The organism is Scardovia wiggsiae F0424, assembly GCF_000269605.1.
In the GTDB taxonomy this organism is placed as follows: domain Bacteria; phylum Actinomycetota; class Actinomycetes; order Actinomycetales; family Bifidobacteriaceae; genus Scardovia; species Scardovia wiggsiae.
This window is the reverse complement of the sequence record NZ_AKCI01000001.1, coordinates 278,281-294,854: the sequence shown is the minus strand read 5'-3', so window position 1 is coordinate 294,854 and position 16,574 is coordinate 278,281. Positions and strand designations below refer to the sequence as shown.

Sequence of the window (16,574 nt, the reverse complement as noted above, 5' to 3'; positions counted from 1 at the left end):
CATGGAATTCATTTATCCGGCTGAGCTCCCGGTAAGCGAAGCTCGCGAACGCATTATGCAGGCTGTCCGTTCATCCCAGGTAGTGATAGTCAGCGGGCAGACAGGCTCCGGGAAAACGACTCAGATACCTAAAATGCTTCTGGAGCTTGGGCGCGGTACACACGGCAGGCAGATCATGCTCACGCAGCCCCGGCGCCTTGCAGCACGGACAGTCGCAGAACGCATCGCAGACGAAATGCATACTGCCCTGGGCCATGAGATAGGCTATCGGGTACGCTTCACAGACCGCAGCTCCCCTTCTACCCGTTTATGCGTAGCAACTGACGGGATACTACTCGCCCACATCCAGCGCGACCCCCTGCTCAGCGCATACGATACCATAATGATCGATGAGGCCCACGAACGCAGCCTGAATATTGACTTCCTTCTCGGGTACCTCAGCCAGCTCCTCCATAAACGCAAAGACCTTAAACTGATCATTACTTCAGCAACTATCGATTCCCAGAAATTCCAAAAGCATTTCAGCGATGTGACAGGGCACGGCGTACCCGTTATTGAGGTGAGCGGACGCACATATCCTGTCCGCATAGTGTATGAGCCTTTAGGCGGAGCACCTGCGCTGATGGATACAGTGCCCGGGGCCGGAAATATGGACAGCAGCACCGGCAGCGGCAATTCAGGCAAAACCCATGATGATTCTGCAGACACTGCACACGCTGTAGCAAGGGCATGCCTGGAACTTGCGGCTTTATCCTCGCGGGAAAGGGGCGCACGGGATATCCTTGTTTTTGCCTCTGGGGAGCGCGATATCCATGACTACGAAGACGCGGTATCGCGTGCATTCGGCCAGCGGAAGACTGACCTGCGCAATGCAGATGCCATAGAAATAATACCGTTATACGCCCGTCTCAGCGCGAAAGAGCAGCATAGGGTTTTTGAACCGCACGAACATCAGAGGATCATTATTGCAACGAATGTTGCTGAAACATCGCTTACTGTCCCGGGGATCCGTTTTGTGGTGGATCCCGGTTTTGCCCGCATTTCACGGTATTCTAAAACTGCGAAAGTACAGCGGCTCCCTGTTGAAGCCATTTCGCAGGCCAGCGCAGACCAGCGCGCCGGACGGTGCGGACGTATTGCCGACGGGATCGCTGTCCGTTTATATTCCCAGGAAGATTATGGGTCACGTCCGCGGTTCACAGACCCCGAGATCCAGCGCACCTCCCTGGGGGCAGTCATCCTTCAGATGCTTTCCGCGGGTGTTGCCCGGACGGCTGATGATATCACCGGTTTTGGCTTTATAGATCCGCCGGACATGCGCTCGGTAACAGACGGGTTCAATGAACTTACCGAACTGGGTGCCGTCAAGCGTAAGCACGGTGATATTGTGCTTACGGGGATCGGCCGGCGCCTGGCGCGCATACCCATCGATGTACGGCTTGGCCGCATGATGGTCCAGGCATCCCGAATGTCTGCAGATACCCTTGCTGCAGTGCTGGTTATTACAGCCTTCCTCAGCCTTCAGGACCCGCGCGAGCGCCCGGATGATAAAGCTGAAGAAGCAGATCGGATCCATAACCGTTATGCGGACAGCTCCAGCGATTTTATAACCGCCCTGAACATATGGGACCGCTTTTTCCAGGCGGATGGGAAGCTGAGTAATTCCGCCCTGAGAAAGGCCTGCAAAGCTGAATTCATGAATTACCTTCGCATGCGGCAGTGGGCTGACCTCTACGGGCAGCTGTGCTCAGTGTGCGCAGAGATGAGATGGAAAGTGGGAGGGCCTTTCCCCATTTCCCGCCCTGATATCGCTATCCGGCAGCTCCCCCAGGCCCAGCAGTCCGCACATAGCCTGTGCTGTTCATGGGACAGCGACAGCATCCATACTGCAATGCTCAGCGGGCTGCTCAGTTCCATGGGGATGCAGACTATCCGCGAACCCAAGGCATCAGACTTCGCCGGCTTAAACAAGGCACAGAAGGCTCGCGCTTTGAAACGGGCGCAAAAAACATTAAAAAACAATTACCGGGGATCGCGCGGGATACATTTTTCGCTTTTCCCTGCATCAGCAGTTTTCAAAGCTACGCCGGAGTGGGTCATGGCCGGAGAACTTGTTGAGACTTCCCGCCTGTGGGCGCGCAGCGCAGCAGCCATAAAACCGGAGTGGGCGGAATCCCTGGGAAAGCACCTCACACGTACGGCTTACGCTGAGCCGCACTGGTCAGGCGCCCAGGGCGCAGCAATTGCCAAGTCCACCGTACTCCTGTATGGGCTGCCCATCGTGCAGGACCGTCCTGTCCAATGGGCGCGGATAAACCCTCAGCAGGCGCGGGAATTCCTTATCAGGCAAGGGCTTGTTGACGGTGATATCCGCCAGCGTTTCCCCTATGATTCTTTTGTGGAACGCAACCGCCAGGCTATTGACCAGGCCGGTGAGGAAACACACCGCACGCGCCGCATCGCAGACAGCGTGAATGATGATGACCTTTTCCTTTTTTATGATTCAAAACTTCCGCAGGGTATAACATCTGTTGCAGCACTCGGTTCATGGTGGAAGAAAGAACATGCCAAGCAGCCCGACCTTCTTGATTTCACTGCAGACAGCGTAGAGAGGCTTTCCGGCGCAGATACCGGCTTCAGCATTGATGCATACCCGGATTACTGGCATGCTGCCGGCACAGACGGCTCCACGATCCCTCTCAGGCTCAGTTACATATACGACACGCGGTCTGAACGCGACGGCGTGACCGTCCACATACCTCTGTCAGCACTCTCGCGCATACGACCGCAGGAATTCACCTGGAATGTCCCGGGGCTCCTTGATGACCTGATCACGGCGACTATCAAATCCCTTCCTAAAACACTGCGCGTACAGCTTATACCCGCGCCGGATACTGCGCGGAAGATCCGCGAATGGATCAGTACCCGGTATCCCAACCTTCCCGGGACAGCTGAATGGTCGGAAGAGGTCCCCGAATTCTCCCATGTCTTCACCCAGGCCGCGATAGCCGTTGCCGGTGCACAGATACATCCTGAAGTTTTCAATGCACAACAGATTGCGCGCCTTCCCGGCTATGTGCGCATGACCTTCAGCGTAGAACGGGATACCAAGCAGAAGCCTTCCCCGGCAGCGGCACCTGGATCCGTGCTCTACTCTTCAGCTTCCGCATCACAGGCAGAGACCCTGGGGGTATCAAAAGACTTGGCAGAACTCCAGAACAGGTTTGATGAAGCGGCCCGGCACAGTGCCCGTAAACATGTGGAAAAGAAAGCGCGCAAAGCACAGGCCCAGGGGAAGAATGTTGCCAAGGCAAACCTCCTCAGCCAGGCGGGCGCCTCAGCAGTCCCCCGCTCGCAGATGTTATGGGATGAGGCCGTGAAGCACCTTGCGCTTCCTGCAGAACGTATTTCATCACGGTGGCTGGGGGATGAAGCGCTTATGCTGGCGGCTGCCCCTTATGATTCGACCCGAAAGCTGGTTTCCGACCTGCAGCTGGCTGCTGTGAAACGCCTTCTGCCGGATATTGGAAAGGTAACTGATGATACACAGCTTGCGCAGGCAGTATCAGGAGTGGAAGATATTTACGAAGATACCGTATATGCGGTGGCAAAGGATGTTGTCAGGGATCTTCAGTCTTACGGCGATACCAGCCATGCGGTTTCCGGAACTGCCGATCTGCCGCTGTTATCCGTGCTGCAGTCTGTGCGCGAGCATATAGCTTCCCTGGTCTTCCCCGGTTTTATAGCCCAAACCCCGCCGGAAAGTCTCGCACGCATATCTGTATACTGCCAGGCCGACCTGCTGCGGATCAGAAAGGCAAAAGACAACAAATCCCGCGATGTTCAGTGGGCATGGCAGGCTGACGAAGCCCGCAGCCTCGTTGACAGGGCCCGTGAAGCCGCTTCCAGCACACCCTCCGGTCCCGGGCATGATAAAGCCCTGAAAACCGCCGAGTGGATACGATGGATGTATGAGGAATTCCTTATTTCCCTGTGGGCACAGGAACTCGGCACTTTGCAGCCTGTCAGCATCCAGCGCATGCAGAAGCTGCTGGATACCCTTCAGTAGCAGAAGCTGCAGCGGCCTGCACACTCACAGCCTGGGCAGATATTTGGAAAGCTCATACTGGGTGATCTGCTGGCGGTATTCACGCCATTCCGCATGCTTATTGCGCAGGAAATATTCAAAAACATGCTCACCAAGGACACCGGCAACAAATTCCGACTTTTCCATCTGGCGCAGCGCAGCATCAAGTGACCCCGGCAAAGGCCTGATACCCATTGCCTGGCGTTCAGCATCCGTAAGTTCCCACACATCATCATTCGTCGGCTCTTCAAGATCCATCTGCTGATCGATTCCATCAATACCGGCAGCCAGGAGCAGTGCAAAAGCAAGATACGGATTGCACGTTGGGTCAAGCGCACGGAACTCAATGCGCGCAGAATTGATCTTCCCGGGCTTATACTGGGGAATGCGCAGCAGCGCCGAGCGGTTATTATGTCCCCAGCATACATAGCTCGGTGCCTCTGCCCCGCCCCACAGGCGTTTATACGAATTCACGTACTGGTTCATAACTGCTGTGATCTCCTGCGCATGGTAAAGGATCCCGGCGGCGAACTGCCGTGCAGTAAGCGACATACTGAATTCCTGCCCCGCCTCATAAAATGAATTCGAATCCCCCTCAAAAAGCGACAGATGCGTATGCATGCCTGATCCCGGCTGGTCTACCAGCGGTTTAGGCATGAAACTTGCATATATCCCGCGGTCAAGTGAGATCTCCTTAACAATAGTCCTGAAAGTCATGATGCTGTCCGCAGCATTCAAAGCACCCGCATGGCGCAGGTCGATCTCATTCTGCCCCGGCCCTGTTTCATGATGGGAGAACTCGACCGGTATGCCAAGATCTTCAAGCTGGCTGACAGCAGCACGGCGGAAATCCATACTCGAGCTGCGCGGGACCTGGTCAAAATAGCCGCCCTCATCAATGGGGACAGGAGGACGGGTCCAGTCATCCTGATGCCTGAACAGATAGAATTCAATTTCAGGATGGCAATAGAAGCTGAAACCTTTCCCCTTAGCATTATCCAACGCATTCTTCAGGACATTCCGGGAATCCCCGAGGCTTGGCTCCCCCTCAGGGGTGAGGACATCACAGAACATGCGGGCTGTAGAATTTTCGCCGCTGGACAGAGGAAGTATCTGGAAAGTCGAAGCATCCGGCCGCACCAGCATATCATCCTCAGATACGCGCGTAAGGCCTTCGATTGCTGAGCCATCAAAGCCTATCCCCTCTTCAAAAGCAGCTTCGAGCTCAGCCGGGGCAATAGCAACAGATTTCAGCTGCCCAAGGACGTCTGTGAACCACAGACGGATGAACCGTATGTCATTCTCTTCAACCGCGCGAAGCGCAAACTCCTGCTGTGCATTCATACTTCAAGTTTGCCACATGTTCACGTCAAAACAAAGTACCCGGCAAAGTGAAGTACAGTCAGTCAGCCTTTACCTGCCTCTCCTGGAACTGCCTGTCTTTCTGATACTGCACATCCATAAATGCAACAGCGGCGGCCACAGCTATACAGAACTGGAGGGATAAAAGGATGATCCCGCCCAGTCCAAAAAATAAGCCATTATCTGAATGCGATGCCCCCCAGAAGAGGATACCTGCAGTTGCAGCCGCGCTCAGCAGGACAGCTCCAAACAGCCTGAACCCGATAAAAATTATTACCGCGAGTACCTCAAAAAAAATAACTATATTGCTGACATCCTCCCACGGCTCCAATCCCCACAGCCCGGGATTATTATATACACGGTAACCAAGCGCGTCGGTAAAACACCGTGTGAACCATATAAGGAATGCTGTTACATCAATAATCACGCTGCATGAAGAAAGGACTTTGTTGCTCACGATCTTGTATTTTGGCTTCTTATGCGGCTTCTTATGCGGAGAATCAGGCTCCCCGCCCGACGGCTGCCCAATCCCATCAGATATATCCGGCATATAACTGCCCTCCTGTTCCTGCTACTATATGTCCCCTGCTGTTTATTTCAGGTTCTCGCCGATTATCCCGTAAGCCTCAACTTTACTTATGGAACCGCTATCTTCAACATGGGTGCCTTCACTGATGACCTCCTGCACAGTCAAAGACCCTGTGAGCATATCTTCAACGAATAACGGCGCCGATGACAGTATTATAGGAGGCGCATATGATGTCCCCTCCTTCCCTCCGACCCACAGATGCATATCGACTTTATCGGCACGGTTGACGGCAAGGACTGCCGCTAAACCGTTAACAGCCTCTGTCAGCCCCCGTGCAGCATCTTCAGGGCCGCTGCCGTCAAGCTCGCGCAGAACAGCGCATGCCCCGTTCTGCGAATCAATGCACTGCGCTGAAATATCTGTGAGGGAACACAGGGCAGCAAGAAAACGCGCAGAGCGCAGCTGGGTGATGATTATTGCACATTTCGCTTTATTCCCCAGTACCCCCTCAAGCTGGTCGCTGAATTCGCTAAGCTCATCGTCACTGAGGCCGGGAGTATCCGATCCGGCAGATCCAGGTCCCGGACCCGTATCCTGCGCAGCCGGGACCGCAGCAGACATATCGGAATCGCTGAACTCCCCCTCAAACCCTTTAAGGATATCCCTGACTTCCTCGTCAGACATTGCGTCAGGGTTATCCTGTCCGCCGGAGCTATCAGGGTTCTCAGGGTCCTCAGAGCCGTCAAAACCTTTACGCGGATCTTCTGAATCTGTATTGCTCATACTGCTACCTTAACAAACTCAGCAGCCAACACCGCAGGCTGTCATGGATCAGGCCAGCGCCTTTTCCCTCTCTCCCTCCCCGCTAAAAATACAGGCCGGCACCTCTTTTTTTCCCCCCTTCCTCCAGCAGTACCACTCGCCTATTACAGTATAATTATGTCCAATTTTGAGATCGGAGTGCAGACTGCAAAACAGCCGCCGGAAAAAGCGGCCGATACTACGCCTGACAATCCCTGGCCGGTAAGCAGGCTGAGCCTGGCATACCATAATGCCGTTGAACGCTGGCCCGCAACATGGATAGAAGGCCAGATCCAGGAGATCAATACCCGCAGGGCGGGCTCCGCCTATATAACATTGCGCGATAACACAGAAGACGTCACCGTCCAGGTATCAGGGTGGAGGATGTTTGCAGCGCAGGCTTCGCAGTTCATCCAGGGGGACCAGGTCGTTGTGCATGGGCACCCTGATGTATGGATGAAACGCACAAGTCTGAGTTTCATAGGCGATGATATCCGCAGGGTTGGTAAAGGCGACCTCCGCCAGCAGATAGAAGAGCTGCGCAAGAAGCTCAAGGGGGAAGGGCTGTTTGACGAGTCGCATAAAGTGCCGATCCCGGAATTCCCCCATCGGATAGGCGTAATATGCGCCCCCCAGGCGCGCGCTGAGGGCGATATCGTGACTAATGCGAGGCTCCGCTGGCCGACTATCAACTTCACTATTGAACATGTGCATGTGCAGGGGGCACAATGCCCGCCTGAAGTCATAGAGGCTATCCGCAAGCTTGATGCCGACCCGGACATTGATGTGATCATCGTTGCGCGGGGCGGCGGCTCTTTTGAAGACTTGATCGGTTTTTCCGATGAAGGCGTAGTGCGCGCCGCCGCTGCATGCGTTACCCCAATCGTATCTGCTATTGGGCATGAGGATGACTGGACACTGATCGACCTGGCGGCAGATATGCGCGCATCCACCCCTACAGACGCTGCAAAGCGCATTGTCCCGGATGTTATGGAGCAGCTGGCACTTGTTGATGAGGCGCGCCGCCGCATCAGGCAGCGCATACGCACAGCCGCCGATACCGAACAGCAGCGTATTGACGCTTACAGGAACCGCCCCAGCCTGACGCATCCCCAGACCATCCTGGAAAGGCCCCAGCTGCTGATCAACGATTCCGCGCGCAGGCTTGATGTAAGCATGCGGCGTCTGGCTGACGAAGCCGGCTTTGGCATTGAAAAGCTGCATGCAAGCCTGACTGCCCTAAGCCCGCAGTCAACACTTGACCGCGGCTACGCGGTAGTCCAGAATGCTGATGGGCATATAATCGATGATCCGGCTTCCCTCTCCGCCGGCGATAAGCTGACTATAACACTGCGGCGCGGAAAAGCCGGCGTTTCCGTTGATTCCACTGATCCGGACCCGGAAAATGCAGAGAATAAAATGTAGTAGCATAACTGCAGTAAAGTAATAAACAGTAAGAAATATAAGATATATTAAGGATATGAATATGGCAAAGGCAGCGGGTGCAAAACCGGCAGAAAGCACTGGAAAAGCTTCCTCCCTTACCGATGAGGAGCGCGCACAGATCAGCGCTTTAAGCTATGAACAGGCACGCGATCAACTTACAGAGGCAGTCCAGGCCCTCGAAGCAGGCGGGCTTGATCTGGAAAATTCGGTACGCCAGTGGGAGCTGGGCGAAGCCCTGGCCAGGCGCGCCCAGGAAGTACTGGATGATGTCCGTGCCAAACTTGATGCCGCGCAGGCTGATCAGGCAAGCGCAGGGGAAAATGCCGGCACTCAGGGGAATATGGAGTAAAAGGCCGGACAGGTGCCTTCCTTTGCCTGCCTTTTGCTCTCCCGACCCCTCCTATTCCATCCCTATCACTACCACTATCAGTACCAGCCTTAGGTACCTTCAAACCCTGACAGGAGAAACTCCGCGCCAAAAAGTTTAAGACTCCTGTATGATAGATACGTGCAGGCTCCAGTGCATACGCCGGCCTGCTTAATTGAAAACTGCCCTGGTAGCTCAGGGGATAGAGCACCACTCTCCTAAAGTGGGTGTCGTGCGTTCGAATCGCATCCAGGGCACATGTTCCGCATGTATTGGAAATCCGCATAGGCAAAGGGGCTCATTATGGAAAAACGTAATACCGCTAAGCACCATATAGCCAGCCGCAGCATGGTCATCTGCTGGATACTTATTTTTGCACTGTATGCTTTTACGCTGGCCGACCAGTATTACAATGACACACATAACACTATCAGCAAATCTATAGCTTTCGGAATCATTATTTTCTGGCCGGCAGCACTTATAATTACCGGCCTGGTACTCGGCATTATGTATAAAACTACGTGGCTCTACCCTATCGTGTGTTTCATCATGACATTTATTGCGCTGGTCCCTGCGGCGCTTATTTTTATGGATAGCTGCACCAATGGTGTGCTTCCCGGGAGCAGTACTACATGCTTCCGTCTTGCCGGCAGTTTTGTGCTTGATTTTTCATATTATCCGCTTATAGACTTGCTCAAATATACCGTCGCGTATATCCCTGTCATATTTGTCCCTTATGGGCTTGGAAGGCTGATCCGCCTCATCCGGAAAAGGTCAGGCCGTAAAGGCTGACCAGCCAGGACAGTTTACTGCCAGGATGCGCCTGAATCATAGGTGTAGCTGACAGATAATTTCCCATTTTTCACTGAGAAAGTCCCTTCCAGCCGTCCTGAATCCGAAGTATCGCCATCCTGCCATGATTCATCTTCACTATACCGGTATTTATAATGGATCGAAACATCAATACGCGATGTCCTGAATGTCCCGGCAGATATGTCAAGGGAATCAGAGGAATCAAATGCAGGTTCCTGCGTTACGGTACGTGTGATATCAGTATAGGCTGTTGAACTGGTGCTGTATGATTCAAAGGATCCATTTGAGAAATCACATCCCTCTTTGGACAGTGCAGAGGATGCGACACACGCTTTTACCTTCTGCCTGACAAGATCCAGGACAGCCTGCTTAAGCTTCTGCGTAGCAGTCAATTCTAAAATTGCGGTAGCTCCAGCAGTTTCCCCTGACGATACGGTTTCCGATTCCCAATAAGGGGACTTCGGGGCTGAAATCCTGAGCATACCCGGATAGCTCGGCAGGGAATATGATGTCCCGGAACTTCCGCCGGCCTCGTATCCTGCCAGTTTTACTGTTACTCCATTCACCACAATACTGTCGAGGAGTGAAGGGATAGCCAGATCCCTTTTCTCGATCATGGGGGTAGTTATCTTCCACGAATCAAAAATAAGGAAGCGCTTTCCGCTGGGTTCCAGTGTTAAGGTCGAAGACTGCTTTACCCCGTTCACCGTATAGGTAACAGTAACTTTATGCTTCCTGCCGTTCTGCGCAGTGTCTTTAGTTATATCCCCTACAGACACCTGTTGGATACGGTCCTTCGGATCCCTGGCAATAACATCGGTAAATAAAGCACGGGCCTCATTGCTGACACCGGGGTCAACAAGTTTCGTTGCTTTTGCGTACTGCCCGTTGGCAATGGCATTAACATAATCATTGACCACATTCCGCTCAGAAAAAACAGTATTGAGCAGTATGAAATACGCTATGACCAGCCCGGCAGCCAGCACCCCGAAAACGGTAAGCACTATGACAGTGCTTCTCTTTATACGCCGTTTCGGCGCGGCAGCCATATCCGCGGTCCCAGCTGCGGGCAGTACACCTGTATCCTCTGCCGTCCGAGGGGCAAAAGCCGGAGGTGTGCCGGTGCTATATGCAGTATCTATCGGCTGCATAACTGCAGTTTCCTGCTGGGCGGTACCGGCTGTATGGGCTATACGGGCTCCGCCAGCTCTGCCGATATTGACAGCCGTGTTACGCAATGATGCACCGCATGCAATACAGAATTTGTTATCTGCACTGTTGCTGGCACCGCAATTCGTACAAAACATACTCTAAATCCTTACTTCTTGCGCCAACCTTAAGTTGCCCGTTAAAAACCCCAATTAATAATATCCTGTGCCCCGCCAAGGACTATAGAACTGATAACAGTGCCAAGAACGGCCAAAGCGATAAGTGTGATCACGAAAAAGGCACACCACAGCAGGAACCCATCGGCAGCACGCCTGTTCTCCGACTGGCTGACAACAACAGAAGGGACAGCCATGATGAACGAAAGGGTTATCAGAATGATAATCAGCGAAAGGGCACCAACGCCGAATAAGGACAGCAGGAAAGAAACCGTTACGGCAATAGCTGCAGGGAGGAAGCGCTGCACCATTGCGTCATGCATCTGCAGGAATGTAGTTGGTTCCCCGAACAGCTTCCGGCCAACGAACGCGAGCAGTACCGCGGTATAGAATATCAGGGCAAAGATCAGCCACAGCCTGAAGAAAACAGATACTAAAATGCCTGCACCTGCCCCTGAGGGGATGGATATATGCCTGCCAAAAACTGAGAGGGAGGTGCCTACTGCTTTATTCGCAATAATAATTATCTGCAGCGCTGGAAGAAGCGACATAACAGCCATAACAACGAACGCCCACCAGGAATGGGTCGCATACGAACCGCTTGGCCTTTTCAGGGCAGAAACCAGCCATGCAGAGAAAGCTTTGGCCTCATTTGTCTTATCAGGTTTAACTCCGCCAGTCTGAGGGTTTGCAGGGCTATACGGCACTCCATGGGCTATTCCGGGAACCTGCTCAGATCCCGGGGCAGAAACCGGAGCAGGAGCGGACACCGGGGATGGCGTAGAAGCAGGTACTGGTGCAGGATCCGGCGCAGGTGCCGGATCCTGTACAAACGCCGGTGCGGAAGCAGGCTGGCCTGGAGCCTGGCCTCCTCCTATCGGGCCTGCGCCTGCATTGAGCTGCGTGCCGCAATTACGGCAGAACCGGGCATTATCGGGATTTTGCGCAGAACATTGGCTGCAAATTTTCATTTATCTGTCCTTTCGCATATTTTACAAATTTTACCTGATGTGATTATGCACCCTTGCCCCATACTAGTACACGTCACCGCCGAGCCTCATTACCCGGTAAGAGTCCCACTCCCCCTCCGATCCACAACCGCTGGTGGTAAAACACGCAGATACAAAATCCATTGTGGCGGTTTTCCACATTTTTCATTCGTATATCTGCGTGTTTTACCACCAGGGACCTAAACGCCTTAAGAGCGCGGATACACATCTACACTCAAATTAGCTGGACTCGCCGGTTCTAAACCGCACTCCCCCAACTCACGGCCTTAATCCTGCCAATTTATATACGGTAAACAAAAAGCCCTGGCGCGCACGCCGGAGCCTTAAACGGATTATATTAAAAATCAGTCTTCGCGCCTGGCACGCAGGTCATCGTACCGAGCCTGTTCAAGCGTGCCAACATCGACCATCTTCTCTTCGATCATGTTGAGTACAGTATTGCGGTCACCAGGATCCTCTACAAAATCCAGCTTATTGCCGTCGATAATAAGCAGCGGGGATTTGTCGTAAGTAGCCTTCCACTCATCATAGTACTTGATCAGGGAACCATAGTATTTCACCAGCGACGGGTCTGTATCGATCTGTTCATAGTCACGCCCGCGCTTCTTGATGCGATGGAGCATGGTCTCAAGGTTTACGTCAATCATGATCATCAGGTCGGGGGATTTTTTCTTTGCCGCATACGGCAATTCTTCAAGCATGTTATTAAGAAGGGACTTATAAATATTCCACTCCTCCTCGGTTGCATGCCCCTGGTCCGTATTCATTTTCATAAAGATAGAATCTTCATAGATTGAACGGTCGAGGACGTTATTGTCTTCCTGCATAGCCTGCTTGATCATTGCAAAACGGCGGTTCAGGAAGAACACCTGGAGAAGGAAAGTATACGGATTACTGTCCGCCTCCCCGGCTTCGACCATCTTGTTCCCCCTGTAGAAAAGAGGGAGGACAGGGTTGTCCTCTACCGGTTCAAAGAAAGCCTTAGTCCCCAGCTCTTCCGAGAGGATCTTTGTCATAGTACTTTTTCCTGCGGAGATAACTCCTGCGCATGTCAGCAAAATTCTGCCCACCCCTTAATAATCAAAAACCTGTGAAGGCCACTGTATGGCCTTTCCTTACTCGATGACAACATTACCAGTACAGTGAAACCTCATCAAGGGTTTTCAGGCTAAAAATTTTACGGTGCGAACCCCTAGATATCGGGTAAATCAATATTTTCTGTACTACAAGTAGTAGATTCTGAAAAACGCCGGAAATGTGATGTACATCATTAAGGAACCGCGAATATGCTGTTCTACGAACTCCAAGCAGAAGAGATGCCTGCAGTACAACCCCTCTCTTGCGCATATACGATAAATGACATATATAAATATAGGGAAAGGGGACCAGGGATGCCATATGGGGATGCATTGAGCTATTCCCGCAGTACGGGCCCTGTAAAGGCCGCCGGGTCAATACTGCGATATAAGCATTGATATTCCTGTGATGCATGCAATATGCGCAGGATAGTAAAGGTAGAAAAAATATTTCATAGGGTATCTGCCGCGCTCGCCGTTATACAATGCGACAAAAGGCAGGGCCAGGAACGCATACGCCTCCAGCCACCGCATCTGGGCGGTAAGAAGGCATATCCCCGCAGCAAGCGCAAGCCACTTCCACAGCCTCCTGTTAGGGACGGCATAAACAAAAACAGGCAGCAGGATGCCCATGAAACCATAATCCACGCTGAACCCGATCCGGCTCAGGAATGGGGCGGGGAATCCGAGTACCCCATCAACCGCAATCATGCCCAGGAACCACGCAGCGCTCAGCAGGACGGGCAGCCGCATAGCGGATCCCGGCGCATCCTCAGCGGTATTCCCCTCAAACCCTCTCTGTATGTTTTCTGTGCTTAATCCTATACTGGCTTCACTGTCTTCTACAGTGCTGCTGCCAGAATCCTGCCTATGCCCTCTCGAACCTTTTGTACTCCTGTAGGTTGTGCCTCTGCGGATACTGCCCAGCGTACCGCCTCCCACCGAATCAATAAGGTGCTGCAGGCTGCAGATAGTTGCGATGGAAAGGGCAAAAGTGATAAGGATATTCTGATACAGGGTACCCCCTGCTGCATAGTAAGCCGCCACCGAGCACACAGCCCCTGTCCCCAGGACTGTCAGGAAATAACGGAGCTTATGCCGGGAATACCGGCATCCCTCAGCAATCAGGTAAGCAAAGACCGGCATAGCGATACGCCCTATAACACGCAGCGCAGTGGCCTGTGGGAACAGGATAAACCCGATATGGTCGGCCGTCATGGTGATAAGCGCGATCCATTTAAGCACTGTCGCGCTGTAGCCGAACCGTGCAGTACCTATTTTCCAACTCAACTTTGCATCCTATACTCTACATTTACCTTATCTGATGCCTGTATCAACTATATACTTACTACAGCGCAAGGCTGTCCCCTGAGCAAGCCCCTGATATCCCGCCGCACCTATTTCAGGGTGATTTCAGGGTGCTTCCTGATAAAACCGGAAACTTCTCAAGCTTATACTAAATGTGAAAGCACCAGCTATCTATTTATGAAAGGCGGGAGAAATGCCGGGAGATGAACGCACAGTGCCTGTGCTTATGGCAAGAAACGTAACGATGGACTATCGGACCGGCGGATCAGACAATCCGCAGGCAAATGCAGTACGCGCCCTGGATAATGTGAATCTGGACATCACAGCCGGATCAAGCTTATCTATCATGGGCCCCTCAGGGTCGGGCAAAACAACCCTCCTCCATGTACTCGCAGGAATCCTCAGGCCGACCCAGGGGACCGTGGTATATAAAAACCGCGATATGGCAACACTGCCTGATGCATACCGCACACGCCTGCGGCGGTCCGATTTCGGCTTCGTTTTCCAGTCGGGGCAGCTAATCGAAGAACTCAGCGCTGAGGAAAATGTTGCGCTCCCCCTTATGCTCTCCGGGACAGACTATAAAAAAGCCGTTGCCGCTGCATCAGACTGGCTCGAAAGGCTGGGCCTGCAGCAGCTGGCGTCCCACAGGCCGGGCGAGATGAGCGGAGGGCAGCGCCAGCGTATTGCAATAGCACGTGCTTTGGCTATCAGCCCTTCCGTCATTTTTGCAGATGAGCCTACAGGCGCGCTGGACCAGGCTACGGGGGAGCAGATCATTGAGCTGCTGACAGGCTGGTGTGCACGTACAGGGGCAAGCCTGATCATGGTGACCCATGACCCTAATGTAGCAAGATCCTGCCAGATGACTATCCACATGCAGGATGGGAGGATACTCGCATGAACTTCCGCACCCTTACAAGCCTGATGCGTTCTTCCCGCGAAGACCGGCGCATCAATATCCTTGCCGTTATTGCATTCGCGGTATCTATGGGAGTGTTCCTCACTGTCATGGGAGGCTTCCATGCGTTCCTCGTACGAAGCCAGGATGCCGCACAGATCTTTTCTGACCGTGAGATACGGTCAGAGGCAGACGGATACATATTCCTGGCAAGTATTGCTTCCGCACTGATAGTGGCACCGCTTATCACCCTGTCCGCGCACGCCACACGGCTGACGCTAAGGCGGCGGGACCGCAGGCTTTCTATATTGCGGCTTATCGGAGCTACTCAAAGCCAGACTACCCTGCTGACTGTTGCAGAAAGCGCCAGCCAGGCCCTTGCCGGCTCCCTGGTCGGATGCCTCCTTTATATGGCAGCGATCCCTCTGGTACGGCTCCTCGTTTTCCAGGGAGTGCCCTTCACCTTCAGCCAGCTGTGGGTAGGGATACCTCTTATGCTGGCTGCAGTTGCTGTTATTACCCTTATCTGCGTGCTGTCCGCGCTGTTTTCACTGCACAGGGTGAACGTGACCCCGCTGGGCGTGAGCATGAGGGCATCCGGAGTAAAAGTGACTAAACGCCGTGCCATTATAGGAGCAGCCTTCTTCCTGATAGTCCTGATCGCATTCTCCATACGCCTGGGGAAAGACGCCGGCATCCTTGTTATGGGGCTAGTCGGAGCTGCCGGCCTGGGGATCTCAGTTGGCGTGCTGAACCTTGTGGGGCCATGGGTCATCAAAGTCTGGGCAAAGATATGCGTGAGGCATCCGCGAAGTGCTGCCAGCCTTATAGGGCTTCGCAGGCTGCTGGACGACCCCAAGCGTGCATGGAGATCAACAGCAGGAGTGGGCCTGGCCATTTTTGTATGCTCAATAACCGCAGCTGCAGCATCGGCAGCAGGGACAAGCAGCCAGCAAAGGCCAAGCCAGGTGATCGCCAGCCACGACGTCGGCCTGGGAGGGATGCTCACGCTGGGGTTCGTCGCCCTTCTGGCTGCAGTATCAGCTATGGTCACGCAAAGCGCAATGGTCTATGACCAGTCCGACCAGTACATCAGCCTTGCGCTGGAGGGGGCTGACCGTAAGATCCTTGATAAAGCCCGGCGCATTGAAACAGCCACCCCGCTGCTGGTCATCACAGTGATCTCTGCGCTGATGGGGCTGCTGCTCCTAAGCCCTGCAGCAGCCGGCATGGAAGTGGCCTCGTTCCTCCCTACCTATCTGGGTATGGTCACAGCATGCGTCCTGCTGATCATACTGGGAGGGACGGCTTCGCACATAGCTTCCCGACAGGTAGCCAGGCAGATGGTAAGACAGGATGACTGACCGGCATACAGACAGCCTCCCCCTAGCTATTATTCCCTGCTGTCTCCTACTATCCCATGCAAACAGTACTATTGGCGGATATCGGCAAGGATATACAGGCAGGACGGTATCAATGGGCAAAATAAAGGAAACCTGTATTCCTGACAGTACTCTTTACCTGACCGTATTCTTTACTAAGTGCGCAT

The 16,574-nt window shown here is 53.3% G+C and carries 13 protein-coding genes and 1 tRNA gene; 7 read left to right on the top strand and 7 right to left on the bottom strand.

The annotated features are described in order from the left end of the window. The first annotated feature begins 1 nt into the window (after position 1). On the top strand, positions 2–4,069 hold the full coding sequence (hrpA, locus tag HMPREF9156_RS0101390; protein ID WP_029246306.1) for an ATP-dependent RNA helicase HrpA: 4,068 nt from the start codon (positions 2–4) through the stop codon (positions 4,067–4,069). Positions 4,070–4,093: 24 nt separating this feature from the next. Here hrpA and glnA read toward each other — a convergent pair whose 3' ends face one another. The 3 genes from glnA to HMPREF9156_RS0101375 are packed head-to-tail and all read right to left on the bottom strand — an operon-like array spanning position 4,094 to position 6,761. Further along, on the bottom strand, positions 4,094–5,431 hold the full coding sequence (gene glnA, locus HMPREF9156_RS0101385) for a type I glutamate--ammonia ligase (protein WP_007148145.1): 1,338 nt from the start codon (positions 5,429–5,431) through the stop codon (positions 4,094–4,096). A gap of 58 nt (positions 5,432–5,489) precedes the next feature. Beyond that, the gene (locus HMPREF9156_RS0101380) at positions 5,490–5,999 is read right to left on the bottom strand and encodes a hypothetical protein (protein WP_007148144.1); all 510 of its coding nucleotides are present in this window, start codon (positions 5,997–5,999) and stop codon (positions 5,490–5,492) included. Positions 6,000–6,041: 42 nt separating this feature from the next. Beyond that, on the bottom strand, positions 6,042–6,761 hold the full coding sequence (locus tag HMPREF9156_RS0101375; RefSeq protein WP_007148143.1) for a hypothetical protein: 720 nt from the start codon (positions 6,759–6,761) through the stop codon (positions 6,042–6,044). Between the two features lie 156 nt (positions 6,762–6,917). On the opposite strand from HMPREF9156_RS0101375, the gene xseA reads away from it, so the two are divergent. The 4 genes from xseA to HMPREF9156_RS0101355 all read left to right on the top strand — a co-directional run bounded on the left by xseA (position 6,918) and on the right by HMPREF9156_RS0101355 (position 9,384). Beyond that, positions 6,918–8,204: an exodeoxyribonuclease VII large subunit gene (gene xseA / locus HMPREF9156_RS0101370; RefSeq protein WP_007148142.1), complete on the top strand. Its 1,287-nt coding sequence runs from the start codon at positions 6,918–6,920 to the stop codon at positions 8,202–8,204. 61 nt (positions 8,205–8,265) lie between these two features. Further along, positions 8,266–8,574: an exodeoxyribonuclease VII small subunit gene (locus HMPREF9156_RS0101365; RefSeq protein WP_007148141.1), complete on the top strand. Its 309-nt coding sequence runs from the start codon at positions 8,266–8,268 to the stop codon at positions 8,572–8,574. Positions 8,575–8,776: 202 nt separating this feature from the next. Next, a tRNA-Arg gene (locus tag HMPREF9156_RS0101360) sits at positions 8,777–8,849 on the top strand. Between the two features lie 46 nt (positions 8,850–8,895). Beyond that, positions 8,896–9,384: a hypothetical protein gene (locus HMPREF9156_RS0101355; RefSeq protein ID WP_007148140.1), complete on the top strand. Its 489-nt coding sequence runs from the start codon at positions 8,896–8,898 to the stop codon at positions 9,382–9,384. 14 nt (positions 9,385–9,398) lie between these two features. Here the strand turns inward: HMPREF9156_RS0101355 and HMPREF9156_RS0101350 are convergent, their stop codons facing one another. The 4 genes from HMPREF9156_RS0101350 to HMPREF9156_RS0101335 all read right to left on the bottom strand — a co-directional run bounded on the left by HMPREF9156_RS0101350 (position 9,399) and on the right by HMPREF9156_RS0101335 (position 14,106). Next, positions 9,399–10,712: a zinc-ribbon domain-containing protein gene (locus HMPREF9156_RS0101350; protein WP_007148139.1), complete on the bottom strand. Its 1,314-nt coding sequence runs from the start codon at positions 10,710–10,712 to the stop codon at positions 9,399–9,401. 41 nt (positions 10,713–10,753) lie between these two features. Further along, positions 10,754–11,701: a zinc ribbon domain-containing protein gene (locus HMPREF9156_RS0101345; protein ID WP_007148138.1), complete on the bottom strand. Its 948-nt coding sequence runs from the start codon at positions 11,699–11,701 to the stop codon at positions 10,754–10,756. A gap of 383 nt (positions 11,702–12,084) precedes the next feature. Next, entirely contained in the window at positions 12,085–12,798 is a 714-nt protein-coding gene (locus HMPREF9156_RS0101340; RefSeq protein WP_017147378.1) for a deoxynucleoside kinase, read from the bottom strand. 393 nt (positions 12,799–13,191) lie between these two features. Then, on the bottom strand, positions 13,192–14,106 hold the full coding sequence (locus HMPREF9156_RS0101335) for a TraX family protein (protein WP_007148136.1): 915 nt from the start codon (positions 14,104–14,106) through the stop codon (positions 13,192–13,194). Between the two features lie 211 nt (positions 14,107–14,317). Between HMPREF9156_RS0101335 and HMPREF9156_RS0101330 the strand changes: the two genes are divergently transcribed. Continuing rightward, complete coding sequence (locus HMPREF9156_RS0101330; RefSeq protein ID WP_007148135.1) at positions 14,318–15,028, top strand: ABC transporter ATP-binding protein; 711 nt, start codon at positions 14,318–14,320, stop codon at positions 15,026–15,028. Then, on the top strand, positions 15,025–16,389 hold the full coding sequence (locus HMPREF9156_RS0101325) for an FtsX-like permease family protein (RefSeq protein ID WP_007148134.1): 1,365 nt from the start codon (positions 15,025–15,027) through the stop codon (positions 16,387–16,389). Before HMPREF9156_RS0101330 ends, HMPREF9156_RS0101325 begins: the two co-directional genes overlap by 4 nt. Positions 16,390–16,574: the final 185 nt, after the last annotated feature.